Annotated in this window: 16 protein-coding genes; 7 read left to right on the plus strand and 9 right to left on the minus strand. The window is 63.7% G+C overall.

Features of this window, described 5'->3' with window-relative positions; translation table 11 throughout:
• Window positions 1–75: 75 nt before the first annotated feature.
• Genes BJQ17_RS18165 through cbiE form a run of 3 tightly spaced genes read right to left on the minus strand, consistent with a single transcriptional unit; the run spans window position 76 to window position 3,090 of the window.
• Window positions 76–795, minus strand: a complete 720-nt coding sequence (locus BJQ17_RS18165) for a cobalt-precorrin-6A reductase (protein WP_070096409.1) — start codon at window positions 793–795, stop codon at window positions 76–78.
• Entirely contained in the window at window positions 792–1,886 is a 1,095-nt protein-coding gene (locus BJQ17_RS18170; protein ID WP_070096410.1) for a cobalt-precorrin-5B (C(1))-methyltransferase, read from the minus strand. Before BJQ17_RS18170 ends, BJQ17_RS18165 begins: the two co-directional genes overlap by 4 nt.
• Window positions 1,879–3,090, minus strand: a complete 1,212-nt coding sequence (gene cbiE / locus BJQ17_RS18175; RefSeq protein WP_070096411.1) for a precorrin-6y C5,15-methyltransferase (decarboxylating) subunit CbiE — start codon at window positions 3,088–3,090, stop codon at window positions 1,879–1,881. The genes BJQ17_RS18170 and cbiE overlap by 8 nt, the downstream gene beginning before the upstream one ends.
• Before the next feature lie 243 nt (window positions 3,091–3,333).
• Here cbiE and cobG point away from each other — a divergent pair, with 243 nt between their 5' ends.
• The 7 genes from cobG to BJQ17_RS18210 all read left to right on the plus strand — a co-directional run bounded on the left by cobG (window position 3,334) and on the right by BJQ17_RS18210 (window position 9,904).
• Window positions 3,334–4,677 carry a precorrin-3B synthase gene (gene cobG / locus BJQ17_RS18180; RefSeq protein ID WP_083285078.1) on the plus strand — a complete coding sequence of 448 codons (1,344 nt, stop codon included), beginning with the start codon at window positions 3,334–3,336 and terminating at the stop codon, window positions 4,675–4,677.
• Window positions 4,670–5,296, plus strand: coding sequence for a precorrin-8X methylmutase (locus BJQ17_RS18185; RefSeq protein WP_003249670.1), 627 nt, complete (start codon window positions 4,670–4,672; stop codon window positions 5,294–5,296). Before cobG ends, BJQ17_RS18185 begins: the two co-directional genes overlap by 8 nt.
• Window positions 5,296–6,027, plus strand: a complete 732-nt coding sequence (locus BJQ17_RS18190; RefSeq protein ID WP_026031823.1) for a precorrin-2 C(20)-methyltransferase — start codon at window positions 5,296–5,298, stop codon at window positions 6,025–6,027. The genes BJQ17_RS18185 and BJQ17_RS18190 overlap by 1 nt, the downstream gene beginning before the upstream one ends.
• Window positions 6,015–7,712 carry a precorrin-3B C(17)-methyltransferase gene (cobJ, locus tag BJQ17_RS18195; protein WP_070096413.1) on the plus strand — a complete coding sequence of 566 codons (1,698 nt, stop codon included), beginning with the start codon at window positions 6,015–6,017 and terminating at the stop codon, window positions 7,710–7,712. The genes BJQ17_RS18190 and cobJ overlap by 13 nt, the downstream gene beginning before the upstream one ends.
• A 118-nt stretch (window positions 7,713–7,830) precedes the next feature.
• Window positions 7,831–8,514 carry a hypothetical protein gene (locus BJQ17_RS18200; RefSeq protein ID WP_003249674.1) on the plus strand — a complete coding sequence of 228 codons (684 nt, stop codon included), beginning with the start codon at window positions 7,831–7,833 and terminating at the stop codon, window positions 8,512–8,514.
• Between the two features lie 51 nt (window positions 8,515–8,565).
• Window positions 8,566–9,255 carry a hypothetical protein gene (locus tag BJQ17_RS18205; protein ID WP_070096414.1) on the plus strand — a complete coding sequence of 230 codons (690 nt, stop codon included), beginning with the start codon at window positions 8,566–8,568 and terminating at the stop codon, window positions 9,253–9,255.
• Window positions 9,248–9,904: a hypothetical protein gene (locus BJQ17_RS18210; RefSeq protein WP_014754583.1), complete on the plus strand. Its 657-nt coding sequence runs from the start codon at window positions 9,248–9,250 to the stop codon at window positions 9,902–9,904. The genes BJQ17_RS18205 and BJQ17_RS18210 overlap by 8 nt, the downstream gene beginning before the upstream one ends.
• 10 nt (window positions 9,905–9,914) lie before the next feature.
• Here the strand turns inward: BJQ17_RS18210 and BJQ17_RS18215 are convergent, their stop codons facing one another.
• The 6 genes from BJQ17_RS18215 to dusB form a co-directional block, all read right to left on the minus strand.
• Window positions 9,915–10,511, minus strand: coding sequence for a MarC family protein (locus tag BJQ17_RS18215; protein WP_014592545.1), 597 nt, complete (start codon window positions 10,509–10,511; stop codon window positions 9,915–9,917).
• A gap of 75 nt (window positions 10,512–10,586) precedes the next feature.
• Window positions 10,587–13,358, minus strand: coding sequence for a hybrid sensor histidine kinase/response regulator (locus BJQ17_RS18220; RefSeq protein WP_070096415.1), 2,772 nt, complete (start codon window positions 13,356–13,358; stop codon window positions 10,587–10,589).
• Between the two features lie 135 nt (window positions 13,359–13,493).
• The gene (gene purD / locus BJQ17_RS18225; RefSeq protein ID WP_070096416.1) at window positions 13,494–14,789 is read right to left on the minus strand and encodes a phosphoribosylamine--glycine ligase; all 1,296 of its coding nucleotides are present in this window, start codon (window positions 14,787–14,789) and stop codon (window positions 13,494–13,496) included.
• 146 nt (window positions 14,790–14,935) lie between these two features.
• Window positions 14,936–16,543, minus strand: coding sequence for a bifunctional phosphoribosylaminoimidazolecarboxamide formyltransferase/IMP cyclohydrolase (gene purH, locus BJQ17_RS18230; RefSeq protein WP_003249687.1), 1,608 nt, complete (start codon window positions 16,541–16,543; stop codon window positions 14,936–14,938).
• A gap of 81 nt (window positions 16,544–16,624) precedes the next feature.
• Window positions 16,625–16,945, minus strand: a complete 321-nt coding sequence (gene fis, locus BJQ17_RS18235) for a DNA-binding transcriptional regulator Fis (RefSeq protein WP_003249693.1) — start codon at window positions 16,943–16,945, stop codon at window positions 16,625–16,627.
• On the minus strand, window positions 16,942–17,955 hold the full coding sequence (gene dusB, locus BJQ17_RS18240) for a tRNA dihydrouridine synthase DusB (protein WP_047604682.1): 1,014 nt from the start codon (window positions 17,953–17,955) through the stop codon (window positions 16,942–16,944). Before dusB ends, fis begins: the two co-directional genes overlap by 4 nt.
• Window positions 17,956–18,004 lie beyond the last annotated feature (49 nt).

Genomic DNA, 18,004 nt, shown 5'->3' on the forward strand with positions numbered 1-18,004 from the left:
ACGGGCCACTGGGTTAGTTGGAAGAAAAGTCTGAAACCGTTGTAGGAGTGCCTGTGTGTGGCGAAAGGGCAGCGCCTAGAGGGCGAGTGCTGTTGCCAGGTCCGCCAGTGAGTCGAATGCCCGGTCCACCTCCGGCAGTGCCGGACGTTTCAGGACAAGCACCGGCACGCCAAGCTCCCGCGCCACGTCCAGCTTCGGCTCGGTCGCCACACTGCCGCTGTTCTTGCTGATCAGCACATCGATGTGGCGGCGCTGGAACAACGCCCGCTCATCTTCGATATGGAACGGCCCACGTGCGCCAATCACCTCACAGCGCTCGTTGCCAGGGCACGCCTCCAGCGCACGCAAGGTCCAGAACTGCTCTGGCGGAATCTCGTCCAGGTGCTGCAGCGGCTCGCGTCCTAGCGTGAACAGTGGCCTGCGGAACGGCTTCAGTGCTTCGATCAACCCTGCCCAATCCTCGACTTCTCGCCAGTCGTCCCCTGCTTGCGCCTGCCAGGCGGGACGACGCAAGGCCCAGCACGGGATGCCGGCGTTGCGTGCGGCGCTGGCGGCATTGCGGCTGATTTGCGCGGCATAGGGATGGGTGGCGTCGATCAGCAGGGTGATACCCGCCTCGCGCAGGTAACGGGTCAAGCCCTCGACACCGCCATAGCCCCCGACCCGCACCTGGCATTGCAAGCCCTGCGGCACGCGGCCGATACCGGCCAGGCTGTAGACATGTCGAGGCCCGAGTTGGCGGGCCATCGCCAGGGCTTCAGTGACCCCCCCCAGCAACAGGATGCGCGCAGTCATTGCACACCCGCCTGGCCGACGATGCCGCCTTGGCGGTCGATGGCGAACACCTCCACGTGCACCTGCGCCGGCACGACGCTACGGGCGAAGGCCAGGGCGTGGGCACACACCGCGTCACCCAGGGCAATGCCGGCCGCATGAGCCAGGGCGAGCGCTTGCTGGCTGGTGTTGGCGCCGCTGATGGCAGCCTGCAACGCCTCGTCAGCGCCAATGTCTGCGGCCCAACCTGCCAGTTGCGGCAAGTCGATGCTGGAGTGACGACTGTGCAGGTCCATGTGCCCGGCGGCCAGTTTGCTGATCTTGCCGAAGCCGCCGCACAGGGTCAGGCGCGGCACCGGTACCTTGCGCAGGTGCTTGAGCACCGCGCCGACGAAATCGCCCATTTCGATCAGGGCGATTTCCGGCAGACCGTAGACGCGGCGCATGGTGTCTTCGCTGGCGTTGCCGGTGCACGCGGCTATGTGCGTGTAGCCGTTGGTGTGGGCCACGTCGATGCCTTGGTGGATCGAGGCAATGTAGGCCGCGCAAGAGAACGGCCGGACGATGCCGCTGGTGCCGAGGATCGACAGCCCGCCGAGGATGCCCAGACGCGGGTTCATGGTTTTCAGGGCCAGTTGCTCACCACCTTGCACATTGACCGTGACCTCGAAGCCGCCAAGGTAGCCGCACGCGTCGGCCAGGCGTTGCAGGTGTTCACTGATCATGCGCCGAGGCACCGGGTTGATGGCCGGTTCACCCACCGCCAGCACCAGCCCCGGGCGTGTCACCGTGCCCACGCCGCTGCCAGCGACAAAACCAATGCCAGGTTCCGCCAGCAGGCGCACCTGGCTATAGAGCAGGGCACCGTGGGTCACGTCCGGGTCGTCACCCGCATCCTTGAGGGTGCCGGCTTCGGCGCACTCGCCGATCAGGCGGCAGAATTCCAGGCGCATCTGCACGACCTTGCCTTTGGGCAGGGTGATGTCCACCGCATCATCACGCTGCCCGGTGAGCAGCAGCTTGGCCGCTGCCAGGCTGGTGGCGGTGGCGCAGCTGCCGGTGGTAAGGCCGTTGCGCAGAGGCGCGGGCTGTTCGCGGGTTTCTTCACGCATCGGCGGGTTTCAGTACTTCCAGAAGGGTGATCGGCAGCGCCTGGCGCCAGGTGTCGAACGCACCCAAGGGCTGGGCATGAGCGACATGGATACGGGTCAGCTCACCACCGTGCTGTTCGCGAAAGTGCGCCAGGGCCAGTTCGCTTTGCAGGGTGACGGCGTTGGCCACCAGGCGGCCGCCGGGACGCAGGCTTGCCCAGCACAGGTCCAGTACACCTGCGCGGGTAACGCCGCCTCCGATGAAGATTGCATCCGGTTGTTCCAGGCCTTGCAGCGCCGCTGGCGCCTTGCCGCGAATCAGTTGCAGGCCGGGTACACCCAGTGCATCGCGGTTGTGCTCGATCAAACCCTGGCGACCTTCGTCGGCCTCGATGGCCAGGGCGCGGCATGCCGGGTGGGCGCGCATCCATTCGATGCCGATCGAGCCGCAGCCCGCACCGACATCCCACAAAAGTTCGCCGGGTTGCGGTGCCAGGCGCGCCAGGGTGATGGCGCGGACATCGCGCTTGGTCAACTGGCCATCGTGCCGGTATGCGGCGTCTGGCAGCCCGGCCAGTCGGTGCAGGCGGGGCGCATCGGGCGTAGCCAGGCATTCGATGGCGACCAGGTTGAGCGCCGCGATACCGGTGTGCGGCCAGTCCTGGGCGGTGCCGGCCAGTGCACGTTCGTCCACGCCCCCCAAGTGCTCGAACACCTGCAGGCGGCTTGGGCCGAAGCCTTGCCCGCGCAGCTGCGCGGCAATTGCCGCCGGGCTGTCGCCATCGTTGCTCAGCACCAGCAGGCGCATGCCGCTGTGCAAGTGGGCATTGAGCGCTGCCAGGGGGCGGGCCACCAGCGACACCACCTGCAGGTCCTGCAGCGGCCAGCCCAGGCGGGCGGCAGCCAGGGAGCAGGAAGAGGGCAGCGACAGCACGCGCATTTCTGCAGCAGGCACCTGGCGTGCCAGGCTGGCGCCGACGCCGTAGAACATAGGGTCACCGCTGGCCAGCACGCACACCGGCTCGCCGCGAAGGGCCAGCACCGGGGCCAGCGAGAACGGGCTGGGCCAGGCCAACTGTTCAGCGGTCACGCAACGTGGCAGCAAGGCCAGCTGGCGCGGGCTGCCGAAGACCCGCCCAGCGCCCAGCAGGGCGCGCCGGGCCTGTTTGCCCAGGCCGCTGAAGCCGTCTTCGCCGATGCCTACTACTGTCAGCCAGGGTGTCATGTATTTCGATCCGCCATTTTTGGGGCCGCTTCGCGCCCCTTCGCGGGCAAGCCCGCTCCTACAGATACAGGGCAGCCTGTGCAGCCTGCAGTGATCCTGTGGAAGCGGGCGAGCCCGCGAAGAAGGCGACGCGGTCCTGAATTTCTACTTAATCGCCGAGGATGCTCGACCACCGGCTTTTCATGCCGCCGGACAAAGCAGGCATAATACCGCGCCTTCTACACTCAAGCGCATTTTCACAGACTGCCGGATGCCCCTTTGACGCAGGCCCATGCCCCCCACGTATCGCCCCGCCCCTCGGCCTGCCCGGGGTTGTGGCGCATTGTCAGTGCCCGTGATGGCGGTATCTGCCGCATCAAGCTGCCGGGTGGCCTGCTGCTGGCCGAGCAGGCTGAAGCCGTGGCGGCGGCGGCGGAGCGTTTTGCTGGCGGCGTGATCGAGGCCACCAACCGTGGCAACCTGCAGATTCGCGGCATTGGCAGCGAGCATCGCGCTTTGGTCGAGGCACTGCTCGCAGCCGGCCTGGGACCACGCGATGCCGCGGGTGACGATGTGCGCAACGTGATGCTCAGCCCGCTGGCCGGGCATGACCCGCTCATGCTGCTGGACGCCCGGCCGCTGGCCGGGCAGATCCTCGACCTGTTGGAAGGCACCCCGCGCTTTCACCAGCTGTCGGCCAAGTTCGCTGTGCAGCTGGATGCCGGCGAGCGCCTGGCGATGCTCGAACACCCCCATGACCTGTGGCTGTCGCCCCTGCACCTGGATCAGCAGACCTGGCTGGCGTTTGGCCTGGCAGGTTGCCCGGCAGAGGGCCAGGCGCTCGGTGCGGTGCCGCTGGCGCAGGGCCTGATGCTGGTGCGCGCCGTGCTGGAGCGCTTCCTCGATCTGGCATCCCCGACGCAGACGCGCATGCGCCAGCTGCTCGAGGTGTACCCGCCAGCTGATTTTGTCGCTGGGCTCGGCCTGGACATCCGCCGCGATGCCGCCGTACTCACGTGGCGGCGTGAACAGCACCGCGCCTCGTGGTTAGGCAGGTTGCCCCAGGCGCAGGGCGTTGCCCTTGGCGTTGCCCTTGGCGTTGCCCCGCCGCAAGGCCGCCTGACCCCCGCGATGCTGCGTGGCGCCGCACGTATTGCCCGTGAACTGGGCGATGCCAGCATGCGCCTTAGCCCCTGGCAAAGCCTGGTGCTGACCAACCTGCAAACGCAGCACATCGATCAGGCCCTGGCCGAACTGTCTGCGCTGGGGTTGCTGTGCCACGACCGCGAACCCCTGGCGCGTATCAGCGCCTGCACCGGTGCCAGCGGCTGCGCCAAGGCCCTTGCCGAGACCAAGGCTGACGCCGTTGTCCTGGCCGCGCTGCTGGGCCCTGGCGTGCCGGCCAGCGTGCACCTGTCTGGCTGCCCCCGTTCCTGTGCTGTGGCCCATGTTGCCCCGGCCACCTTGCTGGCCCGTTCGCCGGGCCGTTACGACTTGTACCTGCGTGATGCGCGCCAGCCGGGTTTCGGTGCCCTGCGCGCCACCGACCTTACCTTGAATGAAGCAGGCGCCATGCTCGACCTGCCGACGGAGCACCTTGATGATTGACTACATCCGCGATGGTCAGGAGATCTATCGCAACTCCTTCCGGATCATCCGTGAGGAAGCCCGACTCGAGCGGATCCCCGCAGACCTTGAAAAGCTCGCCGTGCGTGTGATCCACGCCTGTGGCATGGTCGACGCCATCGATGGCCTGCAGTTCTCAGACGGTGCCGGCCGGGCCGGGCGCGAGGCGCTGCTCAACGGCGCGCCGATCCTCTGCGATGCGCACATGGTGGCCGAAGGGATCACCCGGGCGCGCTTGCCAGCTGACAACAAAGTCATCTGCACCCTGCGTGACCCCAGCGTGCCGGGCCTGGCCAAAGACGCCGGCAACACACGCTCCGCCGTAGCCCTGGAGCTGTGGCGCCCTTACCTGGAGGGCAGCGTGGTGGTCATCGGCAATGCCCCTACCGCGTTGTTCTACCTGTTGGAGATGCTCGATGCCGGTGCGCCCAAGCCGGCGCTGATCCTCGGGTTCCCGGTCGGTTTCGTCGGTGCTGCCGAGTCCAAGGCCATGCTCGCCGCCGACAGCCGTGGCGTGCCGTTCGTGATCATGCAAGGCCGCCTGGGCGGCAGCGCGATGGCCGCCGCGGCGGTCAACGCCCTGGCCACGGAGGTGGAATGATGGCCCCGCGCGGACGACTGCTTGGCCTGGGCGTGGGCCCTGGCGATCCTGAACTGATTACCCTCAAAGCCCTGCGCCTGTTGCGTGAGGCGCCGGTGGTCGGCTACTTCGTGGCCAAGGGCAAGCGTGGCAATGCCTTCGGCATTATCGAGGCGCACCTGCAGCCCGAGCAGACCCTGCTGCCGCTGGTCTACCCGGTCACCACCGAAGTGCTGCCGGCGCCGCTGTCCTATGAGCAAGTGATCAGCGACTTCTACGACGAAGCCAGCGTACAGGTGGCCGAGCACCTGGATGCCGGCCGCGACGTGGCGGTCATTTGCGAAGGCGACCCGTTCTTCTATGGCTCCTACATGTACTTGCATGACCGCCTGGCGCAGCGCTACGAGGCAGAAGTGATTCCCGGTGTCTGCTCCATGCTCGGTGGCGCTTCGGTGCTGGGGGCGCCGCTGGTGTACCGCAACCAGAGCCTGTCGGTGTTGTCTGGCGTGTTGCCCGCTGAAGAGCTCAAGCGCCGTCTGGCCGACGCCGATGCAGCGGTGATCATGAAACTTGGGCGCAACTTCCCCAAGGTGCGCGAAGTGCTGGCCGACCTGGGCCTGGATGGGCGTGCGCTGTATGTGGAACGGGCGACCATGGCCAACCAGAAGATCGTGCCGCTGGACCAGGTCGACCCGCAGTCGTCGCCGTACTTCTCGCTGATCATCGTGCCGGGGGAAAAATGGCAGGGCTGAACTTGCACAGGGCACCGGCCATCGTCATTCTCGGCCCGGGCAGCCTGACGACGGCGCAGCGTATCCAGGCCTGTTATCCGCAGGCCACGATCCATGGCCTCGAGGGGCGTGTCGAGGGTGCGGACCAGTCGTACGTGTCGTTCGGCGATACCCTGCGCGGGTTGTACCAGCAAGACACGCCGATCATTGCGTTGTGCGCCGCGGGTATCGTTATCCGTAGCCTGGCCGCTCTGCTCTGCGAGAAGGGCAGCGAGCCGCCGGTACTGGCCGTGGCCGAGGATGGTAGCGCGGTAGTGCCGTTGCTCGGAGGCCTCGGTGGGGTGAACGTGATGGCGCGGGAAATCGCTGATGTGCTGGGCGTTTCCGCGGCCATCACCACCAGTGGCGAGCTGCGCTTCGGTACTTGCCTGCTGAACCCGCCGCAGGGCTATGCATTGGCCGATATCGAGCAAGGCAAGCGCTTTGTATCCGACCTGCTGGCAGGTGAGTCCGTGCGTATCGAAGGAAACGCACCGTGGCTGCAGCTGGCGCAGTTGCCCGCCAGCGAAGCGGCGCAGCGCACCATCCATGTGGGGCATCAGGCGCGCCCGGCCAACCGCGACGAGCTGCTGATCCACCCGCGCCAGGTGGTCGTGGGCGTTGCAGGTGGCAATCTGCACAGTATTCGCGCAGCACTGCAGCAGGCCGGCATCGCCGAGCCCTCGGTAGCCTGCGTGCTGGCAGACGAGCGAACCATGGCCGACAGCGCGTTGCACGAAGCTGCGCAGGCCCTGGGTGTCCCTTTGCGCTTCGCCCCCCGCTCTGGCGATGTGGCCAGCATGGTCGCTGCGGCGGTGCCCGATGCCGAGTTGATAGCGCTTGAAGAAGTCGTGGTCGCGGTGGCGCCTGCCCCGGTCGACGTGGCGCAGGTCGGCCGCCGTCGCGGTCGCCTGGCGGTCATCGGCCTTGGCCCAGGTGCGGCGGAACTGATGGTGCCGGCGGTCAAGGCCGAACTTGCGCAGGCCGAAGATGTGCTCGGTTACGAAACCTACGTGCGCATGGCTGGCCCGTTCCGCGACGACCAGGTGCTGCACTGCACCGACAACCGCGAAGAGATGCAGCGCGCCCGACATGCCTTCGAACTGGCGGCCCAAGGCCGTTCGGTGGTGGTGGTGTCGTCAGGTGACCCGGGCGTTTTCGCCATGGCCGCTGCGGTGCTCGAAGCATTGCACGAATCCAGTGACCCTGCCTGGCATCGCGTCGACCTGCAGATCTTGCCGGGGGTTTCAGCCTCGCTGGCAACCGCCGCCCAGGCAGGTGCACCGCTGGGGCATGACTTCTGCGTGATGTCGCTGTCGGACAACCTCAAGCCCTGGTCGATCATTGAAAAGCGCCTGGACCTGGCTGCCCAGGCCGACCTGGTGCTGGCCTTCTACAACCCGATCTCCAAGGCCAGGCCGCACCAGCTCGGTGTCGCCCTGGAGGTTGTGCGCCGCCACCGTGACGGGAACACGCCTGTAGTCCTTGGCCGTGACATCGGTAGGCCGGGGCAGACACTGAAGGTAGTCACCCTGGCCGAACTGCTGCCAGAAATGGTCGACATGCGCACCATGGTGTTGGTTGGGTCTTCCACTACCTGCACTTTCGACCGCGCAGCGGGTGGGGTTTGGGTCTATACCCCGCGCTGGTATGGCGCAAAGCCGTAAGCGGCGGCAGCGCGGGCAGATGAGGAACTGCTTCGTGGCAGATTGAGGTAAAGGTCACAGGTAGGTTTGCGGCTGGAGCTATTTGGCTCCAACCGTACCCTTCCTGGAGACCTTTCCCATGACGACCGATAAAGAGAAGCTGCAGCTTCAGGTTCTGCCGGACAAGAATCTGTTCGTGTTCCCCGACCTGATGGGTGAGCAAAACCGCGATGCTGCAAAGGCTTGTCATGCCCTGGCCACGCAAGGTGCCAACAAGCAGCATGACCCTATCCGTGAAACGCAACTCTGGTTCAAACACTACATCTACCTGATGTCGAAGATGGGCTGGGCGCCGACCAATGTCGATGTACAGCAGGTCACTGAACGCAATATGCGCCTTGAGATCAGCAACTTGCTGGGCAAGGGCCTGCAGGCGGCATATGGCGTTTTCACTGGCGATGTGGCAACCGCCCTGGACAATCTCGGCAAAACGGTTGTTTCAGCCTTGGCCGCCAGCACCAAAAACGTCGAGTTGCTCGACCGCAAGTCGGTCGAAGATGACCGAACCGGGCTGAGCCTTGCCAAGTGCGAGCAAACGGACGGCGGCCAAGTGGCGATGCTGGTCAGTGCGATCCAGACCGACGCCAAGCCTGACAAGGCTGCCAACTATCTGCTGGTCAAGTGGGAAAGCAACGGTACTTCCAACTTTGCTTGTGGTGCGGTGTTGAATTTCGATAAGCGCCAATACGACAAAGTTCGCGCCATTGTAGAAACCAAACTTGACGACAATGCCCTGCAGGTCCTGCTGGCACTGGAACTCTGACGATGAAGTTGGCCTGTCGACACGGCGTCGACGGGCCTGGAGGGCATACTGATGCACGCCAATTACACGTTGTGGTTGAACGGCAATAGCCTGGTATTGATCGACAACAATGTCAGTGCTTCACGCGCAGAAGCACTGTTGGATGTTCAGCTGGCAGCCTACTTGACCGCTAGCAAGGGGCACGCCCTTCAGGACGCTGGGTGGCACAAGGAATATCTGCGAATTCAGGGTAACTTCGGCTGCACTGTCGCGACCTTGCATTCCAGCGCTGTGCCTGCTGCACCCGCAGTGGCCTGTGAACCGTGGAGCATGTTGCGGGCCAAGCTCTTGGCAGGTGTGCCCAGCGCCCTGCAGGGGCCGGTAGCCACATGCCTCGACGCCTATTCCGCCCAACCCGACGGTGCCATAGAACAGTTGTTATGGGCCGAATGTGTTCGGCCCCCGGACGATAAAGGCATGAGCCATGTACGTATGGAGTTGCGCCTGATACTGGCCGATTCAGGCGTCATCAGTACCGAGTTGGGCTTTAGCACAGCAGAGCATCTGGCGATGGATTGGCTGTGGCAGCCGCTGAATCTTGCAAGTGCCCATGCCGCTCAGCAGTTCGATGCCAATTATTTCACCCATGAAAAAGTGATCAGTTCAATAAGTACGGGCTTGCATGACGCTATCAAGGTCAAGCAATTGCAGTACCGCAGCCAAGTCAAACGTGCGACAACATCAGGAGTCGAAGATGAGTGAGTTCAATCAAGGTGCCGCCAGTGGCAAACTCGTCCACAGCAGCCTGCTGTCATTCTTGCCAGGTGTTAGCCGCGAAGCCCGTGACGACATCCTGTTGGCCAATGCGTTTGCCCAGCAAGTTGCCTGGGGGGACTTCAACGAAGGCCTGGAGCCGGACTGGTTCAGGAACTACTGGCGTAACCTTGCGTTTCTGGGCTTTGATGGCAAGCTCGCGCCCACGGCGACTCGACCGGGGCCGGACAGGGCCAGCCTTGCCGAGCAGGCGCTTGCCCAGATTCGGCAGAAAGGCTCCGCCGGTCATTATCAATCTGCCCAGTCGTCGCTTCAGGCACTGCGCAATGACAGCCAGGCATTGACCGCGTTTGAATCCAGGGCAGTCTCCAAAGCGGTCGGGCGCTTTCAGTTGCTGCCTTGCTCACAGCAGTCGAGCGGCTTCATCGACATGGTGTTGGTTCACATGGAAATGTCGATGAAAAAGACCTCCAAGGGCTTCTTGTTCATGCAGTTGAACAGTGAAGTAAAACTCCTGGACATGCGAGTCGAAGTGATCCACTTCAACTTGCAGGGGTTCCGCGAAGACTACCGCAAGCGGGCCCAGGCCAGTGTCGACAAGCAAAATGGCAAGGCTATCCTTGAGCTGCAGTTGTAGGCTCTGCACCCTAGGGCAGCAGGTAGCCGCGAATCCCGGTAAAGATGATCTGTGCTGCCAGGGCGCAGACGAATAGGCCCATCAGGCGGCTGACGATTTGCAAACCCTGGTCACCGAGCAGGCGCTCGATACCGTGCGATAGATACAGCACCAGCCCTACGGTAAAGCTGGCCAGGGCAATGCTGACGATGGCCAGCAGTTTTTCATCCCAGTGCGGCTGGCTCACCCCCATCACCAACAGGGCACCGATGGTACCGGGGCCAACGGTCAGCGGAATGGTCAGCGGTACGATGGTCACATCCTGCTGCACGTTGTCGGCCTGTACCGCCGGCTTGCCCTGGGCCATGCCCAGGGCCGAAATGAACAGCACGCTGCCGGCACCGATGCGGAAGGCATCGGCGGTGATGCCGAAAATTCCGAAGATCGCGCGCCCGAACAGGTAGAGCATCACGCTGGCGACCAAGGCTGCGAACGCGACCTTCCAGGCCAGTTGCTTGCGCTCCTTGCTGGAGTGGCCGCGGGTCAGGCTGATGAAACACGACAGCACGAAGAACGGGCTGTAGAGCACGAGCATTTTCAGGTAGACGCTGAACAACTCATGGAGCATGAGCAGTGTTCCTTGGGTTTATGCCGGCGCGGCCTTGTGTCGCGAGGCCGCTCCTGCAAGAGCATTGGATATCGGTCAGGACGTATGTGCCGGGTCCACCTTGGCTTCCCGGTGATTGGCCCAGTATTGAATTAGCTCACGCAACTGCGACAACTCCACCGGTTTGGCCATGTGTCCGTCCATGCCTGCCAGCCGCGCGCGCTCCTTGTGTTCGGCGAGTATGTGCGCTGTCAGTGCCACCACCGGCGTGCGCTGGCGCTGGTTTTCAGCTTCCCAGGCCCGCAACTGCTGGGTGGCCGAGAAACCGTCCAGTATCGGCATCTCGCAGTCCATCAACACCAGGTCATAATGCTGCGCTTTCATTGCCTGCAAGGCCTCTTCGCCATTGCAGGCGGTATCGGGCTTGAGGTTGAGCTTGCCGAGCATGCTGCGGATCACCTTGGTCGAGATGCTGTTGTCTTCGGCGACCAGCACGCGGAAGTCGCCTGGCAGGTCCAGCGCCTGCGGGATGCCAGGCAGGCTGGCAGGCATCGCCTGTTCGCGGCCGCGCTGGGCCAGCTCCTCGGCCAGGGTGGTCTTCAACGTATAACCGGCCACCGGCTTGGCCAGTATTCGCTTGACCCCGGCGTTGCGCGCGATGACTTTGCTCGGCGCATTGCTGATGCCGGTGAGCATCACCACCAAAATGTCGTGGTTCAGGCTCGGGTCTTCCTTGATCTTGGCGGCCAGCTGCATGCCGGTCATGCCGGGCATGTTCTGGTCCAGCAGCACCGCGTCGAAGTAGTCGCGCAGGTGCGCCTTGGTGCGCAAAAGGGCTAGAGCCTCCTTGCCTGACGGCACCGCGCTGACGTTCATGCCCCAGGCGCTGCACTGCTGTACAAGCACCTTGCGGCACGTGTCGTTGTCGTCGACCACCAGCACGCGGGCATCGCGCAGCGGGCTGTCGAGGTCCGCCGGTGGCTGTTCCAGACGCGAAGGGTCCAGCGGCAAGGTCAGCCACAAGGTGTTGCCCATGCCGGTGCTGCTCTTGATGCCGAACTCGCCCTGCATCAGACCGATCAGCTGTTTGGCGATGACCAGCCCCAGATGGCCGCCCAGCTTGTTGCTGGAAAGGAAGTGGTGGCTGTGCAACTCGGCCTGCAGCAAGGCTTCACGGTCGGCGGCGGGCAACGGCTCGCCGCTGTCCTGCACGGCGATACGCAGGCGTGGCACCTCACCGCGTTGATCCAGCGCCACCACCAGCAGGATCTCGCCCTGGTCGGTGTTTTTCAGGGCGTTTTCCAGCAGGCTCGACAAGGCCTGGCGCAGGCGCGTCGGGTCTCCGCTGATGACCCGCGGTACTTGTGGCTGGGTGAAGCTGATCAGCTCGATGTTCTGTTGCTCGGCCTTGGCGCGGAAGATGTTCAGGCAATCCTCGATCAGCGCGTTAAGGTCGAACTGCACATCATCCAGCTCGATTTGCCGGGATTCCAGCTTGGAAATGTCCAGAATTTCGTTGATCAGCGTCAGCAGCTCGTTGCCCGCGCTGTGGATGGTCTGCACATAGTCACGTTGCTTCACCGACAGCGGTGTGCCCAGCAGCAGTTCAGTCATGCCGAGCACGCCGTTCATCGGGGTGCGGATTTCGTGGCTGATCTTGGCCAGGAACTCGGCTTTGGCGTTGATTTCTGCATCGCTGGCGGCCAGTGCACGGCTGGCGCTGAAACGCTCCTCGCTTATGCGCCGCAGCCGTTCACTGACTGCCAGGTTGAGCAGCAGGCCACTGACCACGGTCAGGCCCAGCAGGATGCACAGCAGCCAGGGTGTCGAGGTGCGTGTCAGGCCCAGCAGGGCTGGCAGCAGGACCAGGCCTCCGAGGTTGAACACCACCATGGCCAGGCTGAACAGGCGTCCGGGTGCATAGCCCTTGTACCAGTGGTAGCTGCTGACCAGCAGCATGCTCACGCTGCCCAGCGCCATCAGGGCGTAGGTCATCAGGTTCAGTGGCAGGGTATCGACGAACAGCAGCACCAGGCCACTGAGCCCGACAATCAGCATCTCACCCTGCAGCAGGCGGTTAAGCCGTGGCGAATTGCACGGCGAAAAGAAATGTTGGGTGAAATACAACCCGGACAGGCCGGCCAGGACCAGCGTCAGATAGGCGGCAGGCGTTTGCGCACTGTGCCACACATGCCACCAAGGGCCGCTGAGGTTCAGCAGGATCAGGCCGCTGAGCAGCATCAGGCCGTGGTACAGCGCCAGGATCAGGGTGGTGCTGGAGCGGGTGTAGAGGAAGCGGATCAGGTTGTGCATGATCAGCATGATCAGGCCGCCGAACAGCATGCCGAACCACAGCGGCTGGCGTTGATCCGAGGCTGCCTCGGCCGCAGGTTCAAGGCTGATGGCCGGACGCAGCTGGTGCTCTGAGGCCAGGCGCAAGTAGATGTCCAGCGGTTGCCTGCTGTTGGGCAGGGGCAATACATGGTCGCTGCCACGCAGGGTCGGGCTGGCATTGCCGGCCTGGCGCCCGTGGTGCAGCTGACGCAGAAGTTGTTCGCCTTCGAGGGCGTAGAGGTCCAGGCCAGAAAGGTCCGGGGCAAATACCCGCAGCAGCTGCTCCTGGTCACCTGGTGCCAGACGATAGTGCAGCCACAAGGCCTGTCCAGCCTGGGCAGCATCAAGGTCGGCGAGAGGCAGTGGGCTGAACTGGTTGCGATAGCGCTCGGAGCGCACATCGCTCAGTTGCAGGTTGGCCTGTTCGTCGAGCAGAACGGTCCAGCCTCCGTCATGTTCGGCCGCAGCCGGAAACATGCAGAGCAGGGTCAGCAAGCTGACGATCAGAGCTGAGGCAATCCGAAGCCGACGCACTACGAAATCCCTTCTTGGCCGATGTGCCGGGTACTCACTATGCGCGGCGCGCGAAGTCGAAGGCAAGGCCCATTCCGGGCCCTGTCGACGAGCCGGATGCCGCAGGCTGAAACCGCTACGGCATACCGGTAGTACTTACTGCTGGTGCTCACCGCGCTCGCGGGCGATGGCCCGATAGCCGATGTCGGAACGGTAGAAGCTGCCGTTCCAGCTGACTTCCTTGGCCAGGCGATAAGCCTGCTGCTGCGCGTCGGCAACGGTGCTGCCCATGGCGGTGGCACACAGCACGCGCCCGCCGTTGGTGGTTACCTTGCCATCCTTGAGCGCAGTACCGGCATGGAATACCTTGCCTTCGATCTTGGCGGCAGCGTCCAGGCCGTTGATCACGTCGCCCTTGGCGTAGTCGCCCGGGTAACCGCCAGCTGCCAGGACCACGCCCAGGCTCGGGCGCGGGTCCCACTGTGCTTCGACCTTGTCCAGTGCCTTGGCGAACGCAGCTTCCACCAGCAGTACCAGGCTCGACTCCAGGCGCAGCATGACCGGCTGGGTTTCCGGGTCGCCGAAGCGGCAGTTGAACTCGATGACCTTGGGGTTGCCCGCCTTGTCGATCATCAGGCCGGCGTAGAGGAAGCCGGTGTAGACGTTGCCTTCCTCGGCCATGCCGCGCACGGTTGGCCAAATCACCTGGTCCATCACGCGCTGGTGCACCTCGGCGGTAACGACCGGGGCAGGGGAGTAGGCGCCCATGCCGCCGGTGTTCGGGCCGGTGTCCTGGTCGCCGACACGCTTGTGGTCCTGGCTGGTGGCCATGGGCAGCACATTGTGGCCGTCGACCATGACGATGAAGCTGGCTTCTTCGCCGTCGAGAAACTCTTCGATCACGACACGCGAACCTGCTTCACCGAAGGCGTTGCCAGCCAGCATGTCACGCACGGCGGCTTCGGCTTCTTCCAGCGTCATGGCGACGATCACGCCCTTGCCTGCCGCCAGGCCATCGGCCTTGATCACGATTGGCGCGCCTTTTTCCTGCAGATAGGCCAGCGCTGGCTCGATCTCGGTGAAATTCTGGTAGTCGGCGGTCGGGATCTTGTGACGTGCCAGGAAATCCTTGGTGAAGGCCTTGGAGCCTTCCAGCTGGGCCGCGCCCTTGGTTGGGCCGAAGCAGTCCAGGCCGCGGCTGCGGAACAGGTCGACCACGCCGATAACCAGCGGTGCTTCCGGACCGACGATGGTCAGGTCGACGTTTTTCTCGGCGAAGTCGGCCAGTTGCTCCAGGGCACACACGTCGATGGCGACGTTCTCGCACTTGGCTTCAATGGCGGTACCGGCGTTGCCCGGGGCAACGAAGACTTTCTCGACGCGTGGGTCCTGGGCGACTTTCCAGGCCAGGGCGTGCTCACGGCCGCCGCTGCCGATGATCAAAACTTTCATGTCAAAACCTCGATTCAAGTGATCCCGTGGCTTGCGCCGAACACTGTGGGAGCGGGCTTGCCCGCGAATGCGGCGGTGAATCCACCATCGTATTCGCGGGCAAGCCCGCTCCCACAGGATCTCGACTCGCCTCGGGATCCGCGTAATTAGTGGCGGAAGTGGCGCATGCCAGTGAAGACCATCGCGATGCCGGCCTCGTCGGCAGCAGCGATGACTTCAGCATCACGCATCGAACCACCCGGCTGGATCACGGCGCTGATACCCACTTTAGCTGCATTGTCGATGCCGTCACGGAACGGGAAGAATGCATCCGACGCCATGACCGCGCCCTGCACCTGCAGGCCAGCGTGCTCGGCCTTGATTGCAGCGATGCGGGCGGAGTTGACGCGGCTCATCTGGCCGGCGCCGACGCCGATGGTCTGGCGCTGCTTGGCGTAGACAATGGCGTTGGACTTGACGAACTTGGCCACTTTCCAGGCGAATACCAGGTCGTGGATCTCTTGCTCGGTCGGGGCACGCTTGGTGACGATCTTCAGGTCATCGGCGGTGATCATGCCGATATCGCGGCTTTGCACCAGCAGGCCACCGTTGACGCGCTTGAAGTCCCAACCGGCAGCGCGCTCGGCTGGCCACTCGCCGCACTCCAGCAGGCGTACGTTCTGTTTGGCAGCCACTACGTCGCGGGCGGCCTGGGAGATTTTCGGGGCGATGATCACTTCGACGAACTGGCGGTCGACAATGGCCTTGGCGGTTTCGCCGTCCAGTTCACGGTTGAATGCGATGATGCCGCCGAACGCCGATTCGGTGTCGGTCGCGTAAGCCAGGTCGTAGGCTTTGCGGATGCCGCCTTCGTCTTCCGGTACTACCGCCACGCCGCACGGGTTGGCGTGCTTGACGATGACGCAGGCCGGCTTGACGAAGCTCTTTACGCATTCCAGCGCGGCGTCAGTGTCGGCCACGTTGTTGAATGACAGTTCCTTGCCTTGCAGCTGGACAGCGGTGGAAATGCTGGCTTCGCCTTTCTTGGCTTCGACATAGAACGCCGCGCTCTGGTGCGGGTTCTCGCCATAACGCATTTCCTGTGCCTTGACGAACTGGCTGTTGAAGGTGCGCGGGAATTCGCTGCGCGCCTCGGTGCTCAGGGTGTCCTTGGCCTGGTCGATGGTGCCCATGTAGTTGGCGATCATGCCGTCGTAGGCGGCAGTGTGCTCGAACGCCTTGAGCATCAGATCGAAGCGCTGGGCATAGGTCAGGCCACCGGCCTTGAGGCCTTCGACGATGCCGGCGTAGTCGCTGGCGTTGACCACGATGGCCACGTCCTTGTGGTTCTTGGCTGCCGAACGGACCATGGTCGGGCCGCCGATGTCGATGTTCTCGATGGCGGTCGGCAGGTCACAGCCAGGTTTGGAAATGGTGGCTTCGAACGGGTACAGGTTGACCGCAACCAGGTCGATCGGCTTGATGCCGTGCTCGTTCATGATGGCGTCGTCGGTGCCACGACGGCCGAGGATACCGCCGTGGATCTTCGGGTGCAGGGTTTTGACCCGGCCATCCATCATTTCGGCGAAGCCGGTGTAGTCGGCCACTTCCACCGCGTTTACGCCGTTGTCCTTGAGCAGCTTGTAGGTGCCGCCGGTGGACAGGATCTCGACACCGAGCTGCTGCAGCTCACGGGCGAATTCGAGGATACCGGTCTTGTCGGAGACGCTGATCAGGGCGCGGCGGACTGGCAGGCGGGTAGTCTGGTCGGTCATTTCGGGTTCCAATAACGCGGTGGAGTCAGCAAAAAAGGCGCCTCTGTTCAGGGAGTCGCCTTTTCTGGATGGGATTCTGGCTTACAACAAGTCGTACTGCTTGAGCTTCTTGCGCAGGGTGCCTCGGTTCAGCCCGAGCATCTCGCTGGCCTTGGTCTGGTTGCCCTTCACGTAGTTCATCACGCTTTCGAGCAGGGGCGCCTCGACTTCGGAGAGCACCAGGTTGTACACGTCCGTCACGGTCGCGCCTTCCAGGTGGGCGAAGTAGTTGTGCAGCGCCTTCTCGACGCTGTCGCGAAGGGTCTGGCCCTCTTCGCTCGGCGTGTTGAGGTGCTGTTTCAGGTTGGCGTTGTCGCTCACGGGCGTTGTTCCACTCACAAAATTCTCGGTCATCATCGTCATGCGGCCACCCCTTGTCCGTCCTCTGTCTCAAGGCTCTGTCGACGTTCGCTGAAAAACGCGCGAACGTTGGCGCACTGCGCTTGTGTGTCTTCCAAAGCGTTGAACCGGGAGCGAAACTCCTTGCCGCCGGGTCGTGTTGCCAGGTACCAGCCAACGTGCTTGCGGGCGATACGTACGCCCATCACATCGCCATAGAAGGCATGCAGCGCGGCCAGATGCTCCAGCAGGATGCGTTCCACTTCGTCCAGTTGCGGCGCTGGCAGATGTTCGCCAGTGCGCAGGTAATGCTCGATCTCGCGAAAGATCCATGGCCGCCCCTGGGCAGCCCGGCCAATCAACAGGCCATCGACCCCGGTGGTTTCCAGCACCGCCCGGGCCTTTTCTGGCGAGGTGATATCGCCGTTGGCAAAAACCGGGATTGACACCGCCTGCTTGATGGCAGCGATGGTGTCGTACTCGGCTTCGCCGGTGTACAGGTCGGCACGTGTGCGGCCATGCACCGCCAGCGCCTGGATGCCAGCCTGTTCGGCGATCTTCGCCACGTTCAGGCCGTTCTTGTTCGCCCGGTCCCAGCCGGTGCGGATTTTCAGGGTCACCGGTACGTCCACAGCGCTGACTACGGCGTGGAGGATCTCGCTGACCAAGGCTTCATCTCTCAATAAAGCAGAGCCTGCGGCTTTGTTGCAGACTTTTTTTGCCGGACAGCCCATGTTGATGTCGATGATCTGGGCACCCGCTTCGACATTGGCCTTTGCCGCCGCTGCCATCATCTGCGCATCACCGCCGGCGATCTGCACCGAGCGTGGCTCGGGATCACCTTCATGGATGCGGCGCAGGCTCGACTTGCGGCTGTTCCACAGGCTCATGTCGCTGCTTACCATTTCCGACACCACCATGCCGGCGCCCAGGCGCTGGCAAAGTGTACGGAAAGGCTGGTCCGTGACCCCGGCCATGGGCGCGAGGATCAGGTTGTTACGTAGTGTGTATTGGCCGATGCGTACCGCCGACATAGGTGATCCCTGTTGTGGGGCCGAATCTTGGAGTTCGAAAAAGGGTTGG

This window comes from Pseudomonas sp. NBRC 111139, from assembly GCF_001753955.1.
GTDB lineage: Bacteria > Pseudomonadota > Gammaproteobacteria > Pseudomonadales > Pseudomonadaceae > Aquipseudomonas > Aquipseudomonas alloputida.

What these genes read in the sequence shown, in the direction of transcription:
- BJQ17_RS18165 (WP_070096409.1), bottom strand. Translation starts at nt 795, where the DNA reads ATGACTGCGCGCATCCTGTTGCTGGGGGGGGTCACTGAAGCCCTGGCG.
- BJQ17_RS18170 (WP_070096410.1), bottom strand. Translation starts at nt 1,886, where the DNA reads ATGCGTGAAGAAACCCGCGAACAGCCCGCGCCTCTGCGCAACGGCCTT.
- cbiE (WP_070096411.1), bottom strand. Translation starts at nt 3,090, where the DNA reads ATGACACCCTGGCTGACAGTAGTAGGCATCGGCGAAGACGGCTTCAGC.
- BJQ17_RS18185 (WP_003249670.1), top strand. Translation starts at nt 4,670, where the DNA reads ATGATTGACTACATCCGCGATGGTCAGGAGATCTATCGCAACTCCTTC.
- BJQ17_RS18190 (WP_026031823.1), top strand. Translation starts at nt 5,296, where the DNA reads ATGGCCCCGCGCGGACGACTGCTTGGCCTGGGCGTGGGCCCTGGCGAT.
- cobJ (WP_070096413.1), top strand. Translation starts at nt 6,015, where the DNA reads ATGGCAGGGCTGAACTTGCACAGGGCACCGGCCATCGTCATTCTCGGC.
- BJQ17_RS18200 (WP_003249674.1), top strand. Translation starts at nt 7,831, where the DNA reads ATGACGACCGATAAAGAGAAGCTGCAGCTTCAGGTTCTGCCGGACAAG.
- BJQ17_RS18205 (WP_070096414.1), top strand. Translation starts at nt 8,566, where the DNA reads ATGCACGCCAATTACACGTTGTGGTTGAACGGCAATAGCCTGGTATTG.
- BJQ17_RS18210 (WP_014754583.1), top strand. Translation starts at nt 9,248, where the DNA reads ATGAGTGAGTTCAATCAAGGTGCCGCCAGTGGCAAACTCGTCCACAGC.
- BJQ17_RS18215 (WP_014592545.1), bottom strand. Translation starts at nt 10,511, where the DNA reads ATGCTCCATGAGTTGTTCAGCGTCTACCTGAAAATGCTCGTGCTCTAC.
- purD (WP_070096416.1), bottom strand. Translation starts at nt 14,789, where the DNA reads ATGAAAGTTTTGATCATCGGCAGCGGCGGCCGTGAGCACGCCCTGGCC.
- purH (WP_003249687.1), bottom strand. Translation starts at nt 16,543, where the DNA reads ATGACCGACCAGACTACCCGCCTGCCAGTCCGCCGCGCCCTGATCAGC.
- fis (WP_003249693.1), bottom strand. Translation starts at nt 16,945, where the DNA reads ATGACGATGATGACCGAGAATTTTGTGAGTGGAACAACGCCCGTGAGC.
- dusB (WP_047604682.1), bottom strand. Translation starts at nt 17,955, where the DNA reads ATGTCGGCGGTACGCATCGGCCAATACACACTACGTAACAACCTGATC.